Below are 16,874 nucleotides of genomic sequence, written 5' to 3'. Positions count from 1 at the left end.
GTTTATAAGAACATGGCTTGGGCGAGTTCGATTTCTTCCGAAACCCCTTCGATTTCCAGGATTTCCGAATCGGTTTGTAAGCCCAGTTTGGCAAAGGCCGGTACCATAGCCCAGTCAACCCGACAGGCGGGATGATCCGTGCCGACAATACTCTGTAAAAATGCAACTTGAACCAAATCGACATAGTCGGCAGGCCCGTCATGGTCGCGTTGGAAATCTACATATTCCGAAGCAACCAGCTTTAATTCCTCGGGGAAATTCCAGGTATCCATGATCAGTTTGCCCACGTGAGGGTGAGCTTTTTCCAGTAGTTTTTCCAGCCGGGAAGGGCTGTCTTTAAACTCCGGGATTTTTTCCACCAAAGTTAGAATCGGGAGTTTGCCGATTTGATGGATCAGGCCGGCCAGCATGGCTTCATCCGGATTCAGTTGGGGTACAAACGCGGCCAACGCTCGGCTGATAGCTGAGACATTAACCCCTTGTTCCCAGATTTTGCGGAAGTAATGTTCCAGCAATGCCGTGGTTGGCTTAAACATTTGCTGCATTACCAGGCTGGTAATCAAGGTACGGATCGTGCTGTTGCCGAGCCGGGTAACGGCCATCTGGATATTTTTAATTTCATTGGCGCCACGGTACAGCGGACTATTAGCAACCTGAATCAAGCGCGCGGACAGGGCCGCGTCGGTGGTGATCATTTCGGCCAATTCTTGCGCTGATGCATCGCCTTTGGATACTGAATCGCGCACTTTTAATGCGATATCAGGCAAGGTGGGTAAAATCAACCGATTTGCTTCCAGTTCGGTTTTTACGTGGACCAGGAAGTCTTGAACGGATTTAAATTGCATACTTAAGCTTTCCGGCTATTGGCAAGGAATTAATTTGATTGGGGTGTGCTGTTGGTTGTCCAGTATAAGGATTTTTGGTTTGTCATCAACTGTTTGTAGCACTACCAATAAACGGGTAATTGCGCCATACGATTCCAATGCCAGAATATCCCCGTATTTCTCCCCGGATTCGGCATCTTTTACGGCAACGTCAGTATCTTGCGCTAGAATTTCGTTGCTTTCGGCTAAATAAAGTTGGCGTTTTGCCTTGCCTAAATAATGGGTGCGGGCGACGATTTCCTGGCCGGTATAACAACCTTTGCTGAAGCTGATTCCACCAAGCTGGTCGATATTCAACATCTGGGGGATGAATTGTTCTGATCGTGAGGCTTCGAACCAGGGAAAGCCGCTGGATATATCTTCAAAACGCCATTCGGCAACGGGTGCGCTTGGTAACCTTGCGAAAGGATGCTGCGCCAATTTGTTGGAAGGGACTATACACAAAAATCGGCCGGCAGACGGCAGCTTGATAAATAGCGTTTCGTGGTTTTCAGTGCAAAAAAAGTCCTGCTTGGGGAGTGAGATATCGACAATGCCGTTCGAACTAGTAAGACCGGTTATGGCTATATTTTTCGGTTCGGTGAGTTTGACTTTAGCGCGTAATACGTACATTTGCAGTTTTTTAAGGACTGTACCCAGTAAGCTGGCCGGCAATATTAAAAAGAAGCCAAGCTGAGTTTTAATGATCAGTAATGTGCTGATCACGCGGCCTTTTGCATTACAAAAGGCGGCAATGCTGGTTTTTTGTTGAGTTAGCTCGTTGATATTGCATGTCAATTGGCCTTGTAAAAACTGGCAGGCGTCTTCGCCATTAACTTCTATAATTGCCAGGTGGTTTAGATGATATAGAAACGTGGTTGGTTGGTTTTGCGCGGTCATTGAATCGCTAAATTACAAAGGTTAAACACAGAGTCGGTATGCCAACTATTCTACACGTTGAGCGGCGATATAAAGACGGGTAAATGGCGCAAAGTTTCCAATCAGCACATTTTTTTGAGGTCAGGCCTTCACCCAGGTCTAGATTGGCAGTTGATCTTTTACATCTGTTGGCCATTTTGGCATGTGTTTTGAATTCGCTGCCTATCCTCTATCAGTCGTTATTGCTTGCCGCGGTTGTCACGCTGTGGTGGACGAGCTGGAAATATTGGAAAACATCCGGCCTGCTGCTGAGATATACTAAAAGTAATGGCTGGGAGATGGCATTTGATGGTGCGGATTTTGTAGCCGGTCAGGTATTAGCAGATACCGTCATTACGAGATGGGTCATATTTTTAAGCTTTAAAACAAATACGCAATCGACAATGTCAGTACTAATAGCGAATGACGCCTTATCCGCGGATGATTTTCGTCTTTTAAGGGTCAGTCTTACTTTATCGGGATGCGAGCGAAATTAATGGATGAGATTACTAAGCTGTCAATTGAGTCCCGGATTAATAAGCTTAAAAATTTGCCGGCTTTGCCCGAGGCAAGTGTCAAAATTTTAGAGGCGGTAAACGATCCGGATGTAGAGATTGAAACACTGGTAAAAGTCATTTCCTTATCGCCGGCCTTGGTTGCGCGGTTGTTGGGGCTGGCAAATTCGGCTTTTTTTGGCCAGTTAAACCAAATTGACGATCTTCATACCGCAATAGTGCGCGTGCTGGGGTTACAGTTGGTCAAGAGCCTTTCGCTAGGTATTTTGTTAAATGTCCAGCTGGATCCAAAGCATTGTAAAGGTTTCGATAGCCAGTCGTTCTGGATGCATTCTTTAATCACGGCTATTACTGCTCAGAAATTGGCAAATCAGCACCGTTGGCAGAACGTTTCTCCCGCAAATGCCTATACTTGCGGATTATTGTTGCATATCGGTATTTTGGTGGCGGCCTATTTGTTCCCGGAAGAGCTTGACGGTATTTTGTGTCAGGATTCAAACAATTATTTTCATATCGAAGCTGAAATAGAGAAGCGATTTGGACAAAGTCATTACCAGATGGGCTATATTCTGCTTAAAAAATGGCGATTACCCGAGTTTTATCAATCTATGCTGAATCAATTTAACACTAATGGTTTAACGGAAAATCAAACAGAGCTTAATCGCTGCTTACATGCCAGCCAGCGGATATGTTATTCGATACTTGATCAAGATGCGGAAGAAAGCGACCTTAATCTGATCGCAGAGCAGGCTCAGCTTCCTTTCGAAGCAGTCATAACGGTGTTTCGCACAATGTTGGACGGTAAGGATAATGTTCAAAAATTGGCGTCGGAGATGGGGGGATGCTAAGAAAGAACACGTTGCTGAATCTGGATAAAGACTGGGATGGTACCAACGTACAGGACTTGATTGTCGATCTGGTCAATGCCCTTTCCGCTGTAAGATCCCTGTCTGAAATTAGCTGCGAGATGGCGGACGAAAAAGCCGTTATCAGGCTTGCCTTGTCCTGTCTGCTGTCTAATCAAGATATTGAAAGATGTTCGTTCTTTATCTTGGATGATGATGATTTGCTGAGCAACGTTACCGGCGTAAGTGTGGCTGAGCAAAGTAGTAGTGACGCCTTATATTCTCAGAGCACGATGAGTTTTCGGATGGGCGAGGGGATAATCGGTACTGCGGCCGCTACGGGCGAGATGCAGCATTGCAGTAATTGCTTTGAAGATGAGCGATTTACCTTAGGGCTGGATAGCGAAAATATGCCCGGTTCCATCATCTGCACTCCGGTATTTACCTTGCATAAAGAATTGATTGGGGTATTAAACGTCTCACATTCGGAACCGGATTTTTTTACGGTTTGGCATATGCGCCTGCTTCAGGTGTTCAGCAATATCCTTGGACAGCTGATTACTAATCGGCGGTTATTTCAGCAAATGGAAATTCAGATTGCGACAAGAACAGCCGAGCTGGAACGATTGGTTGAAGAGCCCCGACGGTTAAAAGATTATTATGTCAGTATGTCAATGCAAGACCAATTGACGGGCTTGCATAATAGGCGCTATTTCTACGACCAAGTCGAATTGGCCTTTGCCCAGCATAATCGGTACGAATACCCATTTTGTTTGTTAATGATGGATATTGATCACTTTAAAAACATTAATGACGAGTATGGGCATGCCTTTGGCGACGAGGTTTTAATTACCGTAGCGGGTGCATTGCAAAAATTGGTTAGAAATACCGACATATTGGTGCGTTTTGGTGGGGAAGAGTTTGTCATTATCTTTGTTAACACCGGCTGCGATAACGGTAAAACCTTCGCAGAGCGGATTAGAGAGAATATTAAAAGTCTGAAGTGGCGCGTCGCCGATAAACAAGTCCAATTGACCATAAGCATCGGTTTGTATTGTATGGTGCCGGAACTGGACAATGATAAGCAATACACCGATATCGACCAGATTATTCATTGTGCGGATACCGCGCTTTATAGAGCAAAGGCAAACGGACGAGATCGGGTGGAAGTATTTGGTGCTTGTCCGTTGACCGAAAAGTCTTAACGTTGATCCTTATAGGCGGGGGTGTTACGACAACTTGGTTTTACAAGTTATTGACCGAACCTGCTGGAAAATGGTTGAGACTAAAAGCACCATGCTTGAATCGCCAATCAAATTAATCCGCAGTCACTTAAAGTGACGTCCAGTTTAATAGTCGGGTTTCTGGTTTCGATTGCGGGGTTGTCCTCGCCATATTAGTCCCGATGCAGTTCACTATTCCATTCCAATAGGGCTAAATTGAACGAGTAGACTTTTTTCGTCGCCCTTGTATAATTCCACCCCATTTTGTACCCGGTTTTATTCGGGCCCGACACTCATTATTTTAAGAATACTATCATGGCACTACACTGCGGAATCGTTGGCTTGCCTAACGTGGGCAAATCGACTTTATTCAACGCTTTGACCAAAGCCACTATCGCGGCGGAAAACTATCCATTTTGCACCATCGATCCCAATGTGGGCGTGGTGCCGGTACCCGATCCCAGAATGGACAAACTGGCGGAAATCGTTAAGCCGGAACGAGTTCTCCCCACCACTATCGAGTTTGTAGATATTGCCGGTTTAGTAGCGGGAGCTTCCAAGGGCGAGGGATTGGGTAATCAATTTCTAGGCAATATACGTGAGACCGATGCCATAGTGCACGTGGTGCGCTGCTTTGAAGACGACAATGTGATACATGTGGCCGGTAAGGTCGATCCAGTCAGCGACATTGAGGTAATCAACACTGAATTAGCACTGGCCGATATGGCATCTGTCGAAAAATCCTTACAAAAAACCCTAAAGGCGGCCAAGTCAGGCAATAAAGACGAGGTGGCTAGAAAACAAGTACTTGAACGCGTGCTTGAACATTTGAATCTTGGCGAGCCGGTTAGAACATTGGGATTGTCCGAGGATGAAGTCAAGCTGATTAAAGAGCTTTGTCTGATCACCTTAAAGCCCACTTTGTATGTGGCGAATGTACAGGATGACGGCTTTGATAATAACCCCATGCTGGACAAGGTCCAGGCATTTGCGGAAAAGGAGGGCTCCAGGGTAGTAGCGGTATGCGCGGCCATTGAAGCTGAAATCGTGCAACTCGATGAAGCTGAAAAAAAGGAGTTTTTGGATGATTTGGGCTTGGATGAACCGGGGTTGAATCGAGTGGTCAGGGCCGGTTACGAATTATTAAATCTGTCGACTTATTTCACTGCTGGTGTCAAGGAAGTGAGGGCTTGGACCATTCCAGTCAACGCCACGGCTCCGCAGTCCGCGGGCGTTATTCATACCGATTTCGAAAAAGGCTTCATTCGAGCGGAAGTCATTTCTTATAACGACTTTGTCGCCTATAAAGGCGAGCAGGGAGCAAAAGACGCCGGAAAATGGCGTTTGGAAGGCAAGGAGTACAAAGTACAAGATGGTGATGTGATGCATTTTAGGTTTAATGTTTGACAAGCTAATGACAGGTTTTTATAATAGCGGCTCTTAAATAGTTTCATGGCGATATAGCTCAATCCGGTTAGAGCGCGGGATTCATAACCCCGAGGTTCCAGGTTCGATCCCCGGTATCGCCACCAAAATTAAAAACCGAACTGATATCAGCTCGGTTTTTTTTTTGCCAGAAAGCCCACGGCTGGCGCTGTGTCCAGGCTTTCCCTCTTGAGCGTTTTTAAATGCCCCTCGAATTACGCGGTCTGCAGTGGCTCGGGTTATCGTCGCGAATTGGCAATTAATCAGGTGGCTGGAAAAAGGGCCAGATATTGTCTAAATGCATATCTAAAGTTCGACTTTTGGGAAGGCCAGAGCTGTTTGGACCAGCAACTATCCATTAAATCCGTTCAATCGGCCATCTATACAATGCAAACCCCCTGCGTTTAAGTCTTGAGCAGCGAGACTCAGGTTGGAAAGACTTTTTAATCATTGGGAAACTGCTGATGTTATTTAACCGTAGTACGAAACAACATCAATCCTGGTTGCGGTGCAAAACGAAAAGCGATCCGGCCGCCCTCGCTGGAAAACCGCGCGGAGATCGAAACGATAGCGCAGAAAATTGCGCTTGAATTCGGCTTGGCCTACGATCAGGAAGAACATAGCCAGACAGGTTTGGACTGGTCTGATCGGCATCGCCGCCAGCGCAAATAATTGCTGTTTGAGCTCGACGAACCGGTAGCACCATGCATTTTATCAAAGCCTGTGTCATCGTTACGGCACTGCTGCTTACAAGCCTGTGGGGTGTCTGTGTCCTGTATTTCGGTGACTCCGCCTCAGGATGGACGCAACGCTTGTCGGCAGTGTTGTTTGGTTTATTGGGACTTTCCGCGTTAATCGGTAATTGGTTTCCACGCTGGCGCAGACAGTTATTGATTGTTTATTGGCTGGTCTTTGTCTCGGTATTGATTTATTGGCTAAACATTAGCCCTTCGAATCAACGGCAATGGCAGGCCGATGCGGCAAAAGTGGCTTATGCCACTTTTGCCGGGGATAGGGTGACGGTACACAATATCCGTAACTTCGATTACCGTAGCGAGTTTGATTATCAGTCCGCGTATTACACCAAGACGTTTGACTTGAATAAATTGCAAGGCATCGACCTGTTTTCGGTGTATTGGATGGGACCGGCAATTGCTCATATCATCCTCAGTTTCGATTTCGGTGCTAACGATCATCTGGCCGTCTCTATCGAGGCGCGTAAGGAGCAGGGAGAAGGCTATTCAACCATCAAGGGGTTTTTTCGTCAGTATGAGCAGATTTATTTCGTGGCCGACGAGCGTGATGTAATCCGACTGCGCACCAATTACCGGCATGATCCGCCCGAACAGGTTTATCTCTACCGATTGCAGGGATCGATCGAAAACGGCAAACGCCTGTTTCTGGAATACATGCATAAAATCAATGCACTCCATCAAAATCCGGCCTTTTACAATACCCTATTCGATAACTGCAGCACAGCGATTTGGCTGCTTGCGCAGGTCAACGAGGAACATCCGCCGTTTTCCTGGAAAATTTTACTGAGCGGTTATTTGCCCGAATATCTTTATGAGTCGCAATGGCTTGACACTCGGGTGCCTTTTATACAATTACAACAGCAGGCCCATATCAACAGTTTAGGGCAGGCCGCCGATCAAGCCGCTGATTTTTCAGCGCGTATTCGACTGAACAACAATACATTAGCGAGCCCGGTAAACTGATTTTCATAAAGAACACCTATTGCCAAATGCCGATTTGGTGGCTCCTGTGGTTCCAGGAAATTCGATGAGATTGTTGGATGGCGGGTGGCGGAGTAAGTGTTTTTAGCTTTATTAGCTTAAAAAAGTTAAACCGTTAGAGCAACGCCCGTTTAGCGCAATGTTTCCAACTTACCTTTCCACTAATCGGATCGGCTTATCGCGCGCCTTGCATTGCAAGCGAACTAAACATGAAACTGTCATGCTGGCTAACCAACAGCTATACATGGTGCGCGGACCGATGAGAAACAAGCGTTGACCAATTCGGTTCTACACAGCTGCGGAAGTAAATCGGTTTATTTCAAAAACTTGAGGCATCGATGGTGCTCGGCAAGGCTGTCGCACGTGCGGCAGACCGTTTAGCCATTTCACATGCTCTGCTGTCTAAAATATTGGGTTTTAGCCCGGCAACAATAGCTTGATCTGATTAAACTTGAACCCGTTGCCCATACCGCTTTTCAGGTTGAATTTGGCGCTAGTGTGGTTGACCTGCGTAATCCGCCGCTCGAGTCAGATGCCTCTGTGTGGACACATCCGACTGACTACGGCCCCACTCAAGCATTTGCGCATTTAGCACGAGCACGAGAAGTCAGCATCGAAGCAATCATATATCAGTCCGTTCGCGACCCGGATTCATCTTGGTGTATATAGCGGTACTGACACCCGATGCCTTTTTAGAATCCAAGCCACACCCCGTCATGCAAACAGGGTGGCTTACAGTGCATCGGAATGAGATTATATGGCGACGTGATAAGGATGAATCCATGACATTCTCATGCTTAGGATAGTAATTACTGAAATCCTCGGCAGGTGAGGTGTCAATGATAAACGACACAATGGGACACATGGCTTAACGCCTGAAGCCGTCGCCCGCTGGAATAACGGACTAGCGGGTAAAATCCGGGAAAATCATCCACACGAGCAGGGTTGTTAAAATTCATTCGAAAAAACCTGCATAGGAAGCTGTTTCAGCTAATTTGTACAGCGCTCATTGGTAAGCGTCGTTCTGGTGGGGATTGCCGGCGTCGTAATCCGCGAAGCGAATCCAGACGTCAGGATGGAGCGAAGCTTGCCAACCACGGTTCCCGGTTCGACAATGGCTCCATGCAGTCAACCCGCATCCCGGCGGGTATGAAGGTCAACTTTATTACAGCCGAAGAATCTTTAATTAATGAGAAAAAATCATATAGACTTTAGCGGCGGCACTTTTCACTAGAAGGTCGTAGCTTCCATCCCTATTGTCGGCACCATTCTAACAGAACAGAATCAATGGATTGTGATTTACTGGTCGGCATTTTCTAATGCCGATCTACCCAGGCCGTAATTACGACGCCAGAGCAATAGGCGAATCTGCTGCTATGCACTCAGCGATCGGCATTGTCGGCTCGAGCATCATATGGATTAACCGAGATTTTCCTCGAACTATGCCCGTTCTATCAACCAAAAGGAAAGCGGAAAAGGCGCGTTTCAATCGAATTAACACAGGGTATGGTATCCTTTCGACGATACCAAACGTTGTTTACAGGGCAAAAAGAAGAAAAAATCGGGATTAAGCGATAACCAAACTGATGCTGCGGTGGAGGTCAGTTGCTTTAACTCTCGCGTTAACTAATGGGAAGCCAACGAAACCGGGGCCTTAAAATTAGCCAGCGAGCAATGAGGAAAGGTTTGTGAAGTTAAGCAAATCGGGTGATCGTGGGAAGACGTCGGCGCTTAATCATTGCGTGAGCGCAGATTGAATTATAAGGTGGGAAAATATGTGCCAACAATCTTAATTTCTGGCATAAACGATAAACGAATCAAATAGCATGTAACAGTGGCTAAGCAGGAGTTTAAGAGCTATTTTTCAGCGATTTTGTCCTTTTGTCATTCACGGTGTGGCGAGAGCAATAAGTAATTGAACCAAACAGAACCGCTAACCATGCGGATTTTTAACGATCTTTAAAATTGGATGCCGGAGTATTTTGAATGGGCGATAGTAACTTTAAATGGTTTACCATCGGAGTGTTAGTTGGGGTTGTAATAATAATTCTCTTAATGTTGGTGCTTATGGCGATTGGTGTATGAACGGCATTGACTTGGTGGGGATGCCAATATCGGCTCAAATTAGCTGGCAATCAAAACGGTTGCCTACTATTTTTGTGTTTACCCCATCTGCCTCAAACTGATCATGGAAATACGCAAACATCTCGTTGTTGTATGGCATAACGACTGTGTTTTTGAATCGTTGCCAGCAGCAAGATGGAACTGGGTTATTGATTTACGGCTGGTAATTTGGGTTATCGGGTGTTCAGTTAGCTAAGCATTTGGGTGGCCGACTCTGTTGTCGCTCGGTAACAATCCGTTGAGCGCAAGTTTGCTTCAAACTAACCCGCATCGTGACCAAGAAACAGACGGTAACCGTCAAAACCAAAAGCTTGCTTGGCCGGCAGCCGATCTATTAAGCAAAAATCACCTGCTGACTCAACTCAAAAAGTTTTCCAAATTCAAGCCGATAATATCCTGCCGAGCCGCTACCAGGGCTTTATCTTCACGGGTGTTATAACCCCATCTGGCGAAGAACAGGTTTACCGAACTCAGGGCCGGGTGCTTTTGCACACCCAACAAGGCAGGCAATCTGTCTTCCAGAAAACGCATGGTTTGCGACGGGTGGTTCGCCAACAAGCCAGTCAATACTTCAGGTTTGCTCATATTGCGATCCAAGCCAAAAATGCGCTGGTCCGCCAGACTGATATCATTGGCCTTCAAAATTTTTCTGACGAAGCGCTCCTGTTTGGTGGTGACGATATACCAGCTATCGGCTTCGAGTGTTTTCAACTTTTCCGCGACCCCGGAAAATAACGGATTCATGGCTATCCATTCGTCGCGATTATCGGCAATCCATTGGTCGCGGGTATCGCCGAACAACTGTTTTAATTCGTCGGTGCTGACCTGGGCCTGCTGCAATAATACCGTCGTTCTGTCGGTATAGCCGTTATAGATATCGCCAATGCTGTCGCCTTGTTGCAGCATGCGCATTGCCAGAATGGCCTCGTAACCGGTTTCTATAATGGGACGAATCCGGCGGAAACTATCGATTAATGCGTCCGGCATGTCGGCTTGCATGTCCGGCCAAATCTGACCGGCGGCTTTCCAGCCGGTAATAGCGGTTTCTACCGCACTGTCGCAAATGACGCCGTCGAAATCGAAGGCATGAATGATGGAATTGCTCATGAATAAAATTAATCGGTCATGGAGAAGGCACAAACGCTCGGCTATTGTAGCTGATGGCGGTCGGCAATTGATGTTAAAGATTGAGAACTTATTTACGGAACCAGAAATTTGCGATCAGAGTCAACAGCAAGCTAATCAAGATCATTGAGGTAATGGGGATGAAAACCCGGCTATTGGCGTTTTCGATATAAATGTCGCCGGGCAATTTGCCGAACCAGTTAACCAACCAGGGTGCATATTTCAGCACCAGTCCCAGTGTGGCCATGGCTAGGCCGGCAGTTATCAGTAACTTTCCCATGTGCATAAAATACTCGCGTTCGGCTAGCTCTTGGAACAATAAATTAATCGAAAAAATCGAAACTCATCTGCCCGCCCGCCTCGGGTTTGCGGAACAAGTGGGTAGCTAAGGGCGGCAAGCCGCTGCTCAGACCCAACTTACGACAAATTAACCGGAAGCGTTGCGCAAGTAGATCGGCATACAGGCCACTACCGCTTTGCCGTTGGTGAAAAGCCGCATCGTTGGTCTTGCCGGCCCGACTGTCGCGGATGCGCTTCATCACGTGTTCAGCTTTAAGCGGGTAGTGGCGCCGTAGCCACTCCTCGAATAAATCCGCCACTTCCAGCGGCAGGCGCAGCAAAATGTATTCGGCACTCAGCGCGCCGGCCGCCTGGGCCGCCGAGACGATAGTCTCGAGATCCGGATCGGTCAATACCGGAATCAGCGGGGCAATCATCACGCCAGCCGGTACACCGGCTTTTCGCAAGCGGGCCAAGGTTTCCAGGCGCCGTTGTGGCGCGGCGGCACGCGGTTCCAGGTTGCGCGTCAATGATCTGTCCAGGGTGGTGATCGATAAATACACCGTGGCCAGACCTTGCTCGGCCATGGGGGCTAATATATCCAGGTCGCGTTCGATCAATGCCGATTTAGTGACGATACTGACCGGATGGTGAGTTTCCGCCAGCACTTCCAGAATTCGGCGCATGAGCCGTTGTTGACGTTCCAGCGGCTGATAAGGATCGGTATTGGTGCCCAGGGCTAGCGGTGCGCAGCGGTAATTGCGTTTGCACAATTCGTCGCGCAGCAACGGGGCCGCGTTCGGCTTGATCAAAATCTTGGTTTCGAAATCCAGCCCGGCGGAATAACCCAGATAGGCGTGGCTGGGCCGGGCGAAACAATATATACAGCCATGTTCGCAGCCGCGATACGGATTGATTGATCGATCGAAAGGAAGGTCGGGTGAATCGTTGTAAGTGATCAGCGAGCGGCTGCTATCCGTGATGACCTCGGTGGCTAAGGGCGGCAATTCCGCATCCAGACTGCCCCAGCCGTCGTCCTCGGTGTGGCTGGATTGCTTTTCAAAGCGGCCGGCGGCATTGCTGAGGCTGCCGCGGCCTTTGTATATCATGGGTTTGGGCATGGCAAGATAAAAGCGGAAAACGTGTGCGGAATTTATCACGGTTGCGAGCCCGGGCGGCAACTATTGCCTGATTTGATAATGTGTCACAAAGGGAGGATATGTCTGGCAAGCGTACGGTTCAGCCGTGCTGTTAGGCAAATGCCGATCCGGTCTATATGATATCGCTATCAATACCAGTAGATAGAGAAGGATGCCACAGCATGACAGAAACCACCATCACCTGCCCGAACTGTAACAGTGCAGTCCCCTTAACGGAGTCGCTGGCCGCACCGTTAATCGCCGCCACCCGCAAACAGTTTGAAGCCCAACTCAAACAAAAGACACCGACATAGCCCGCCGCGAACAAGGCCTGAAAGAACAGGAACAACAACTGCTGGACGCCAAACGCAGCCTGGAAGACCAAGTCAAACAACAAGTCGACAAACAGCTACAGGCCGAACGCCGGCGGGTCGTTGAAGAAGAAACCCGTAAAGCCAAGCAAGCGGCGGCGGCAGAGCTGGAGCATAAAAGCCGGGAATTGACGGAACTGCACGAAGTGTTGAAAGTCCGCGATGCCAAACTGGCCGAAGCGCAAAACGCCCAGGCCGAACTGATCAAAAAACAGCGCGAACTGGACGATGCCAAGCGTGAATTGGAATTAACGGTGGAAAAGCGGGTGCGGGACAATCTGGCTCAAGTACGAGACCAAGCCAAACGTGAAGCCGAGGAAGGCCTGAAACTGCGGGTGATGGAAAAAGACCAGACCATCGCCGCCATGCAGCAAAAAATAGAAGAACTCAAGCAAAAGGCCGAACAAGGCTCGCAGCAACTGCAAGGCGAAGTACAGGAGTTGGAGCTGGAAAACCTGCTGCGGGCTAAATTCCCCTTCGATGGCATAGAACCGGTCGCCAAGGGCGAATTCGGCGTCGACCTGCTGCAACGCGTGGTCAGCGGGGCAGGGCAGGCCGCCGGCAGCATCCTGTGGGAAGCCAAGCGCACCAAAAACTGGAGCGACGGCTGGCTGGTCAATCTGCGCGAAGACCAACGCAACGCCAAAGCCGAACTGGCGGTGCCGGTCGCCACCATTTTGCGCCACACCCTGTTGGAAGTCAGCATGGCCCGCCTGGCCGCCGAAGGCGAGCACGGCAAAACCGAAATGGTCTACCAATACTTGATCGGCCCGCGCTTTAGGCAACGGGTGGAAGCCATCGTCGAAGCCTTCTCCACCATGCAGGAAGATCTGGACAAGGAGCGCAAAGCCATCATGAAACAATGGGCCAAACGCGAAGCCCAAATCGAGCGGGTCATGAACGCCACGGTGGGTATGTACGGCGACTTGCAGGGCATTGCCGGCAAGTCCTTGCAGGAGATTGAGGGCTTGGAAATGCGGGCATTGGGGGTGGATGATGAGTTGGAATGATCGACTGTTCGGTCTGCTCCGACCTGATCGCGCTGGTCCACTCTGGTTCCCAAGCTCCAGCTTGGGGATTATAAAAACTAGCAACGCTGGCGTTTGGCTTTAGCCGCGATCTATATTAGTATCTAATACACCTAATCGGGAGCGAGATTATGCCTAGAAACACTTCCGTCACCTTGGGTGACCACTTTGATAATTTTGTGCAGGAAAAAATACAGCAAGGCCGCTTCCTGTCGGTTAGCGAGGCCGTCCGCGCCGGCTTGCGCAAGCTGGAAGAAGAGGATCTTAAGCTACAAGTATTAAGAGCCAAGCTGCAAGCCGGCGAAGACAGCCCTTTGCAGGAGGATTTCGACGAAGAGCAATTTCTGGTTTCGATGCGAAAAAAACACAGCCAATGAAGCCAAGCTATCGCATCAGGCAACTGGCGGCAGATGACTTGGAACGAATTTGGCGCTATAGCTTTCAACAATGGGGTGCCGAGCAAGCCGACCAATACCTACGCGCCCTGTTTGACCGTTTCGACTGGCTTGCGGAATACCCCAAGCTAGGCAAGGCGCGCGACGATATAAAACCCGGTTATTTTTGCTTCCCCGAAGGCCGGCATTTAGTCTTTTACATCACTAACGACACTGGTATAGAGATAATCGGCATTCCTCATCAAAGCATGGATGTGATTAATCATATTGGGTGAGTTGAATATGGCATCCGAGGATTCTATCTGGTTCCCAAGCTCCGGCTTGGGAACCCCGGCCTTGGAAGCTCCAGCTTCGAATTTGGTTGTAGATGGGGAAGCTAGAGCTTCCGAGATAACATTCCCAAACTGGAGTTTGGGAACTAGGGGCTGTATTATTCCGCTCAAGTCAGCAGTGATTTTTAATAAAATTTTATTTGTATAGGTCTTTAAGTGATAACAGTAAATTACGCCGTGATTCATGAACTCATTAAAACGGCTGGCACAATAACATCATCTGTTAATCCGGCAGACAAGCTTCTGCCTGCTTCCGCCGAGGTAGTAATTAAACTCATAAGCGAATTGGATAAACTTTATGGAACAAAAGAAAATACTGCTATTTACGGTACTTTTTCAAAGAAAGACCCTACAAATCAGTTTTCCAAATATACCGAACTATTTATAGATGATCAAAGTGAGTCAAAATTTCTTGCTTTCAGCAAACAAGGGCTGAATGAGATTGCTCGCGAGTCGAGAGGGCAGCAATCAGCAACTGGTGGATACATTGTATTTTCACATTACCATAATTCAAATGCACAACCATTTTTATTGATTGTAATGATCAAAAACAAAGATGCTTTGAAAATAAATCAGAAGCTCGAACTTGAAGATGTAATTCAAATTGATCTTTCGAAAATTCATCAAGCTGCACGGATTAATTTGGATAAATTCGATAAATCCAAAGAAATCCCGTCTAATCCTTCTGATGAAATTTCAACATTAAACTATCTAAGTTTTGTTAGTCCTCGTTCAAACAAGGATGCTTCAGGTTATTTTATTAAGGGATTAGACTGTATTGATGGTGTACGACCAGCAGTTGCGACTGACAATGTGTTTAAAAGTGCAAAAGCTTATTGCAATACCAAAAACGAATTAAAAGCTTTTAGAAATAAAGTTAAAGATTCGTTAATTGAATACCTTCAACATTGTTTGGATAACGAAAAACCCGCCACATTAGCAGGACTTGAGCATTCGGTTAGACAGGCTGTTCCTGCCGAACATCATGAATTGTTAAATGACTATATTGATTTTGTAAGCAATGAAGAGTGGCAGTTGCCTACTGAATTCAATATAAATTCAAACAGTCTGAAAAAATATACCCGTATTCGGTCTAAAACTGATAGTTGGGAGCTTAATTTTCGAAGAAAGGCTCTCGGGACAACCGATAATAGTGATTTGTACTATGACGATAATGCTAGAAAACTAACAATTCGCTGTTCGGATGACCTTGTTAAGCAAATTGCAGAAGAGTTAGGCTCGAGAAATGCAAGTTAGCCCAGAATTTAAGCTTATTGTAGAGCTTTACCGTCAGCTAAATTGCCCTACATTAAAAGGCGAGCGGTTCGCTGGCAGCCTTATGTGCCTAGAAGAAACTGAAGTACTGTTGAAAAGCCTGTGGGAATGCAAGAAATTTGACATAGAGATAGATGTCGACAATGAAGCGTATGATACTGATTCAGAAGAGGTTTTTCCGAAAGAAATTCTCAACAAAAATATAATCATTACGGTTAGCCTTCCTCAAACCGAAAATGGGAAATTCTATGAAAGTCTTCACCAATGGGTCGCTACTGCTGAACAACTAAATCGAGGTTCATTGACGCCGAATACCTATCTGATTAAAGAAAACTTGCTTGTCGGCGAAGCAAACGAATCTGCAGAGTTAAACAGCGTTATTGCGATTTGCAAATTGACACAAAAACTTGGGGAAATAGCTCACTACCATGATGAAAAAATAATATCAGGCCCGTTTCGTTTAGTATTTGTTGTTCCAAGCAAAGAAGATAAGTCGTTTTATCCCGTAGTATTGGAAACAAAATTGTCAACAAAAATGCTTGAATATCAACCTGATGTCAGTATCATTGAAAATATAATTGAAGAACAAGCCAATAATCGCCTGCATGCGTTAGAGCGTATTGCTACGTTTCGCATAGCACTTGCTGAGATTATTAAAAAATCCTCCAACGATAAAGAAACATTTACTCATTTGGTTTGCCACTGGAACGAAGTATTAGACAATTTCCAGAAATCTTGGGAAAGTTATATAAATGGCTTTTCTTTTCAAAAGCTAAAGGCAGAAATCGCAGAGAAACAAACGTCATTTTCTCAAAAAATGACAGACGTTATTGCTGGCCTAAGCACCAAGCTTTTTAGTTTGCCTGTAGCTATTGCTGGTGTTGCAATACTTGAAAAACAAGATTCAATTATTGCGAATTGGTTTTATGTGGCAGGGAGTTTTTTGACTACTATTTTGATGCTATCCGCTATAAAAATACAAGAAACAAATTTGAATAATATTAAGTCAGGTTGTGATTTGGCCTTTTCAGAATATCACAAGGAAGAAAATAAAGAGTTTTCTGGCATAAAGCAAGAGCTAAAAGTTGTCGTCGACTCCTTAAATGACACGACGTCTGAATTAAAGAAGAAACTAAAATTATATCGTTGGCTGTCTTGGATTCCTTTTTGGGCAGCAATGATCTACATCGGATTAAAGTCCCAAATACACTTCGGATGTGTTATTCATTATCTTTTTAACGCTTTAAAATGAGCTAATTTCTTTTACTCGTTCCCAATCTC

18 protein-coding genes and 1 tRNA gene are annotated in these 16,874 nt (G+C 46.6%); 14 read left to right on the top strand and 5 right to left on the bottom strand.

Annotated elements, in window-relative coordinates; all coding sequences use genetic code 11:
* Window positions 1–2: 2 nt before the first annotated feature.
* Window positions 3–845, bottom strand: a complete 843-nt coding sequence (locus tag M0R33_RS00920; protein WP_292563658.1) for an HDOD domain-containing protein — start codon at window positions 843–845, stop codon at window positions 3–5.
* 15 nt (window positions 846–860) lie between these two features.
* Window positions 861–1,763: a folate-binding protein gene (locus M0R33_RS00915; protein ID WP_292563655.1), complete on the bottom strand. Its 903-nt coding sequence runs from the start codon at window positions 1,761–1,763 to the stop codon at window positions 861–863.
* A gap of 83 nt (window positions 1,764–1,846) precedes the next feature.
* On the opposite strand from M0R33_RS00915, the gene M0R33_RS00910 reads away from it, so the two are divergent.
* The 8 genes from M0R33_RS00910 to M0R33_RS24335 all read left to right on the top strand — a co-directional run bounded on the left by M0R33_RS00910 (window position 1,847) and on the right by M0R33_RS24335 (window position 8,194).
* On the top strand, window positions 1,847–2,278 hold the full coding sequence (locus M0R33_RS00910) for a protein YgfX (protein WP_366042949.1): 432 nt from the start codon (window positions 1,847–1,849) through the stop codon (window positions 2,276–2,278).
* Window positions 2,263–3,144, top strand: a complete 882-nt coding sequence (locus tag M0R33_RS00905) for an HDOD domain-containing protein (RefSeq protein ID WP_366042948.1) — start codon at window positions 2,263–2,265, stop codon at window positions 3,142–3,144. The genes M0R33_RS00910 and M0R33_RS00905 overlap by 16 nt, the downstream gene beginning before the upstream one ends.
* Window positions 3,138–4,346: a sensor domain-containing diguanylate cyclase gene (locus tag M0R33_RS00900; protein WP_292563646.1), complete on the top strand. Its 1,209-nt coding sequence runs from the start codon at window positions 3,138–3,140 to the stop codon at window positions 4,344–4,346. Before M0R33_RS00905 ends, M0R33_RS00900 begins: the two co-directional genes overlap by 7 nt.
* Before the next feature lie 333 nt (window positions 4,347–4,679).
* Window positions 4,680–5,771, top strand: coding sequence for a redox-regulated ATPase YchF (ychF, locus tag M0R33_RS00895; protein WP_292563643.1), 1,092 nt, complete (start codon window positions 4,680–4,682; stop codon window positions 5,769–5,771).
* A 47-nt stretch (window positions 5,772–5,818) separates the two neighbouring features.
* Window positions 5,819–5,896, top strand: a tRNA-Met gene (locus M0R33_RS00890).
* 597 nt (window positions 5,897–6,493) lie between these two features.
* On the top strand, window positions 6,494–7,507 hold the full coding sequence (locus M0R33_RS00885; protein WP_292563640.1) for a DUF4105 domain-containing protein: 1,014 nt from the start codon (window positions 6,494–6,496) through the stop codon (window positions 7,505–7,507).
* A gap of 356 nt (window positions 7,508–7,863) precedes the next feature.
* Window positions 7,864–7,965: an antitoxin Xre-like helix-turn-helix domain-containing protein gene (locus M0R33_RS24340; RefSeq protein WP_366042947.1), complete on the top strand. Its 102-nt coding sequence runs from the start codon at window positions 7,864–7,866 to the stop codon at window positions 7,963–7,965.
* A gap of 1 nt (window position 7,966) precedes the next feature.
* The gene (locus M0R33_RS24335; protein ID WP_366042952.1) at window positions 7,967–8,194 is read left to right on the top strand and encodes an RES family NAD+ phosphorylase; all 228 of its coding nucleotides are present in this window, start codon (window positions 7,967–7,969) and stop codon (window positions 8,192–8,194) included.
* Window positions 8,195–10,006: 1,812 nt separating this feature from the next.
* Here M0R33_RS24335 and M0R33_RS00880 read toward each other — a convergent pair.
* The 3 genes from M0R33_RS00880 to M0R33_RS00870 form a co-directional block, all read right to left on the bottom strand.
* Window positions 10,007–10,756 (bottom strand): HAD family hydrolase, encoded by a 750-nt coding sequence (locus M0R33_RS00880; protein WP_292563637.1) that lies wholly within the window; start codon window positions 10,754–10,756, stop codon window positions 10,007–10,009.
* Window positions 10,757–10,844: 88 nt separating this feature from the next.
* Window positions 10,845–11,060 carry a DUF2905 domain-containing protein gene (locus tag M0R33_RS00875; protein ID WP_292563635.1) on the bottom strand — a complete coding sequence of 72 codons (216 nt, stop codon included), beginning with the start codon at window positions 11,058–11,060 and terminating at the stop codon, window positions 10,845–10,847.
* A gap of 37 nt (window positions 11,061–11,097) precedes the next feature.
* Complete coding sequence (locus M0R33_RS00870) at window positions 11,098–12,174, bottom strand: PA0069 family radical SAM protein (RefSeq protein WP_292563632.1); 1,077 nt, start codon at window positions 12,172–12,174, stop codon at window positions 11,098–11,100.
* 200 nt (window positions 12,175–12,374) lie between these two features.
* On the opposite strand from M0R33_RS00870, the gene M0R33_RS00865 reads away from it, so the two are divergent.
* The 6 genes from M0R33_RS00865 to M0R33_RS00840 all read left to right on the top strand — a co-directional run bounded on the left by M0R33_RS00865 (window position 12,375) and on the right by M0R33_RS00840 (window position 16,845).
* Complete coding sequence (locus M0R33_RS00865) at window positions 12,375–12,506, top strand: hypothetical protein (protein ID WP_292563630.1); 132 nt, start codon at window positions 12,375–12,377, stop codon at window positions 12,504–12,506.
* Between the two features lie 185 nt (window positions 12,507–12,691).
* Window positions 12,692–13,573 (top strand): DUF2130 domain-containing protein, encoded by an 882-nt coding sequence (locus M0R33_RS00860; RefSeq protein WP_292563627.1) that lies wholly within the window; start codon window positions 12,692–12,694, stop codon window positions 13,571–13,573.
* Window positions 13,574–13,722: 149 nt separating this feature from the next.
* Entirely contained in the window at window positions 13,723–13,968 is a 246-nt protein-coding gene (locus M0R33_RS00855; RefSeq protein WP_292563624.1) for a type II toxin-antitoxin system ParD family antitoxin, read from the top strand.
* Window positions 13,965–14,261, top strand: a complete 297-nt coding sequence (locus M0R33_RS00850; RefSeq protein ID WP_292563621.1) for a type II toxin-antitoxin system RelE/ParE family toxin — start codon at window positions 13,965–13,967, stop codon at window positions 14,259–14,261. The genes M0R33_RS00855 and M0R33_RS00850 overlap by 4 nt, the downstream gene beginning before the upstream one ends.
* Window positions 14,262–14,495: 234 nt before the next feature.
* Entirely contained in the window at window positions 14,496–15,575 is a 1,080-nt protein-coding gene (locus tag M0R33_RS00845; RefSeq protein WP_292563618.1) for a nucleoid-associated protein, read from the top strand.
* Window positions 15,565–16,845, top strand: coding sequence for a hypothetical protein (locus M0R33_RS00840; protein ID WP_292563615.1), 1,281 nt, complete (start codon window positions 15,565–15,567; stop codon window positions 16,843–16,845). The genes M0R33_RS00845 and M0R33_RS00840 overlap by 11 nt, the downstream gene beginning before the upstream one ends.
* Window positions 16,846–16,874 lie beyond the last annotated feature (29 nt).

Origin of the sequence: Methylomonas sp. (assembly GCF_023228165.1) — a bacterium.
GTDB lineage: Bacteria > Pseudomonadota > Gammaproteobacteria > Methylococcales > Methylomonadaceae > Methylomonas.
The sequence above is the reverse complement of the archived record's forward strand: the minus strand, read 5'-3'. Positions and strand labels throughout refer to the sequence as shown.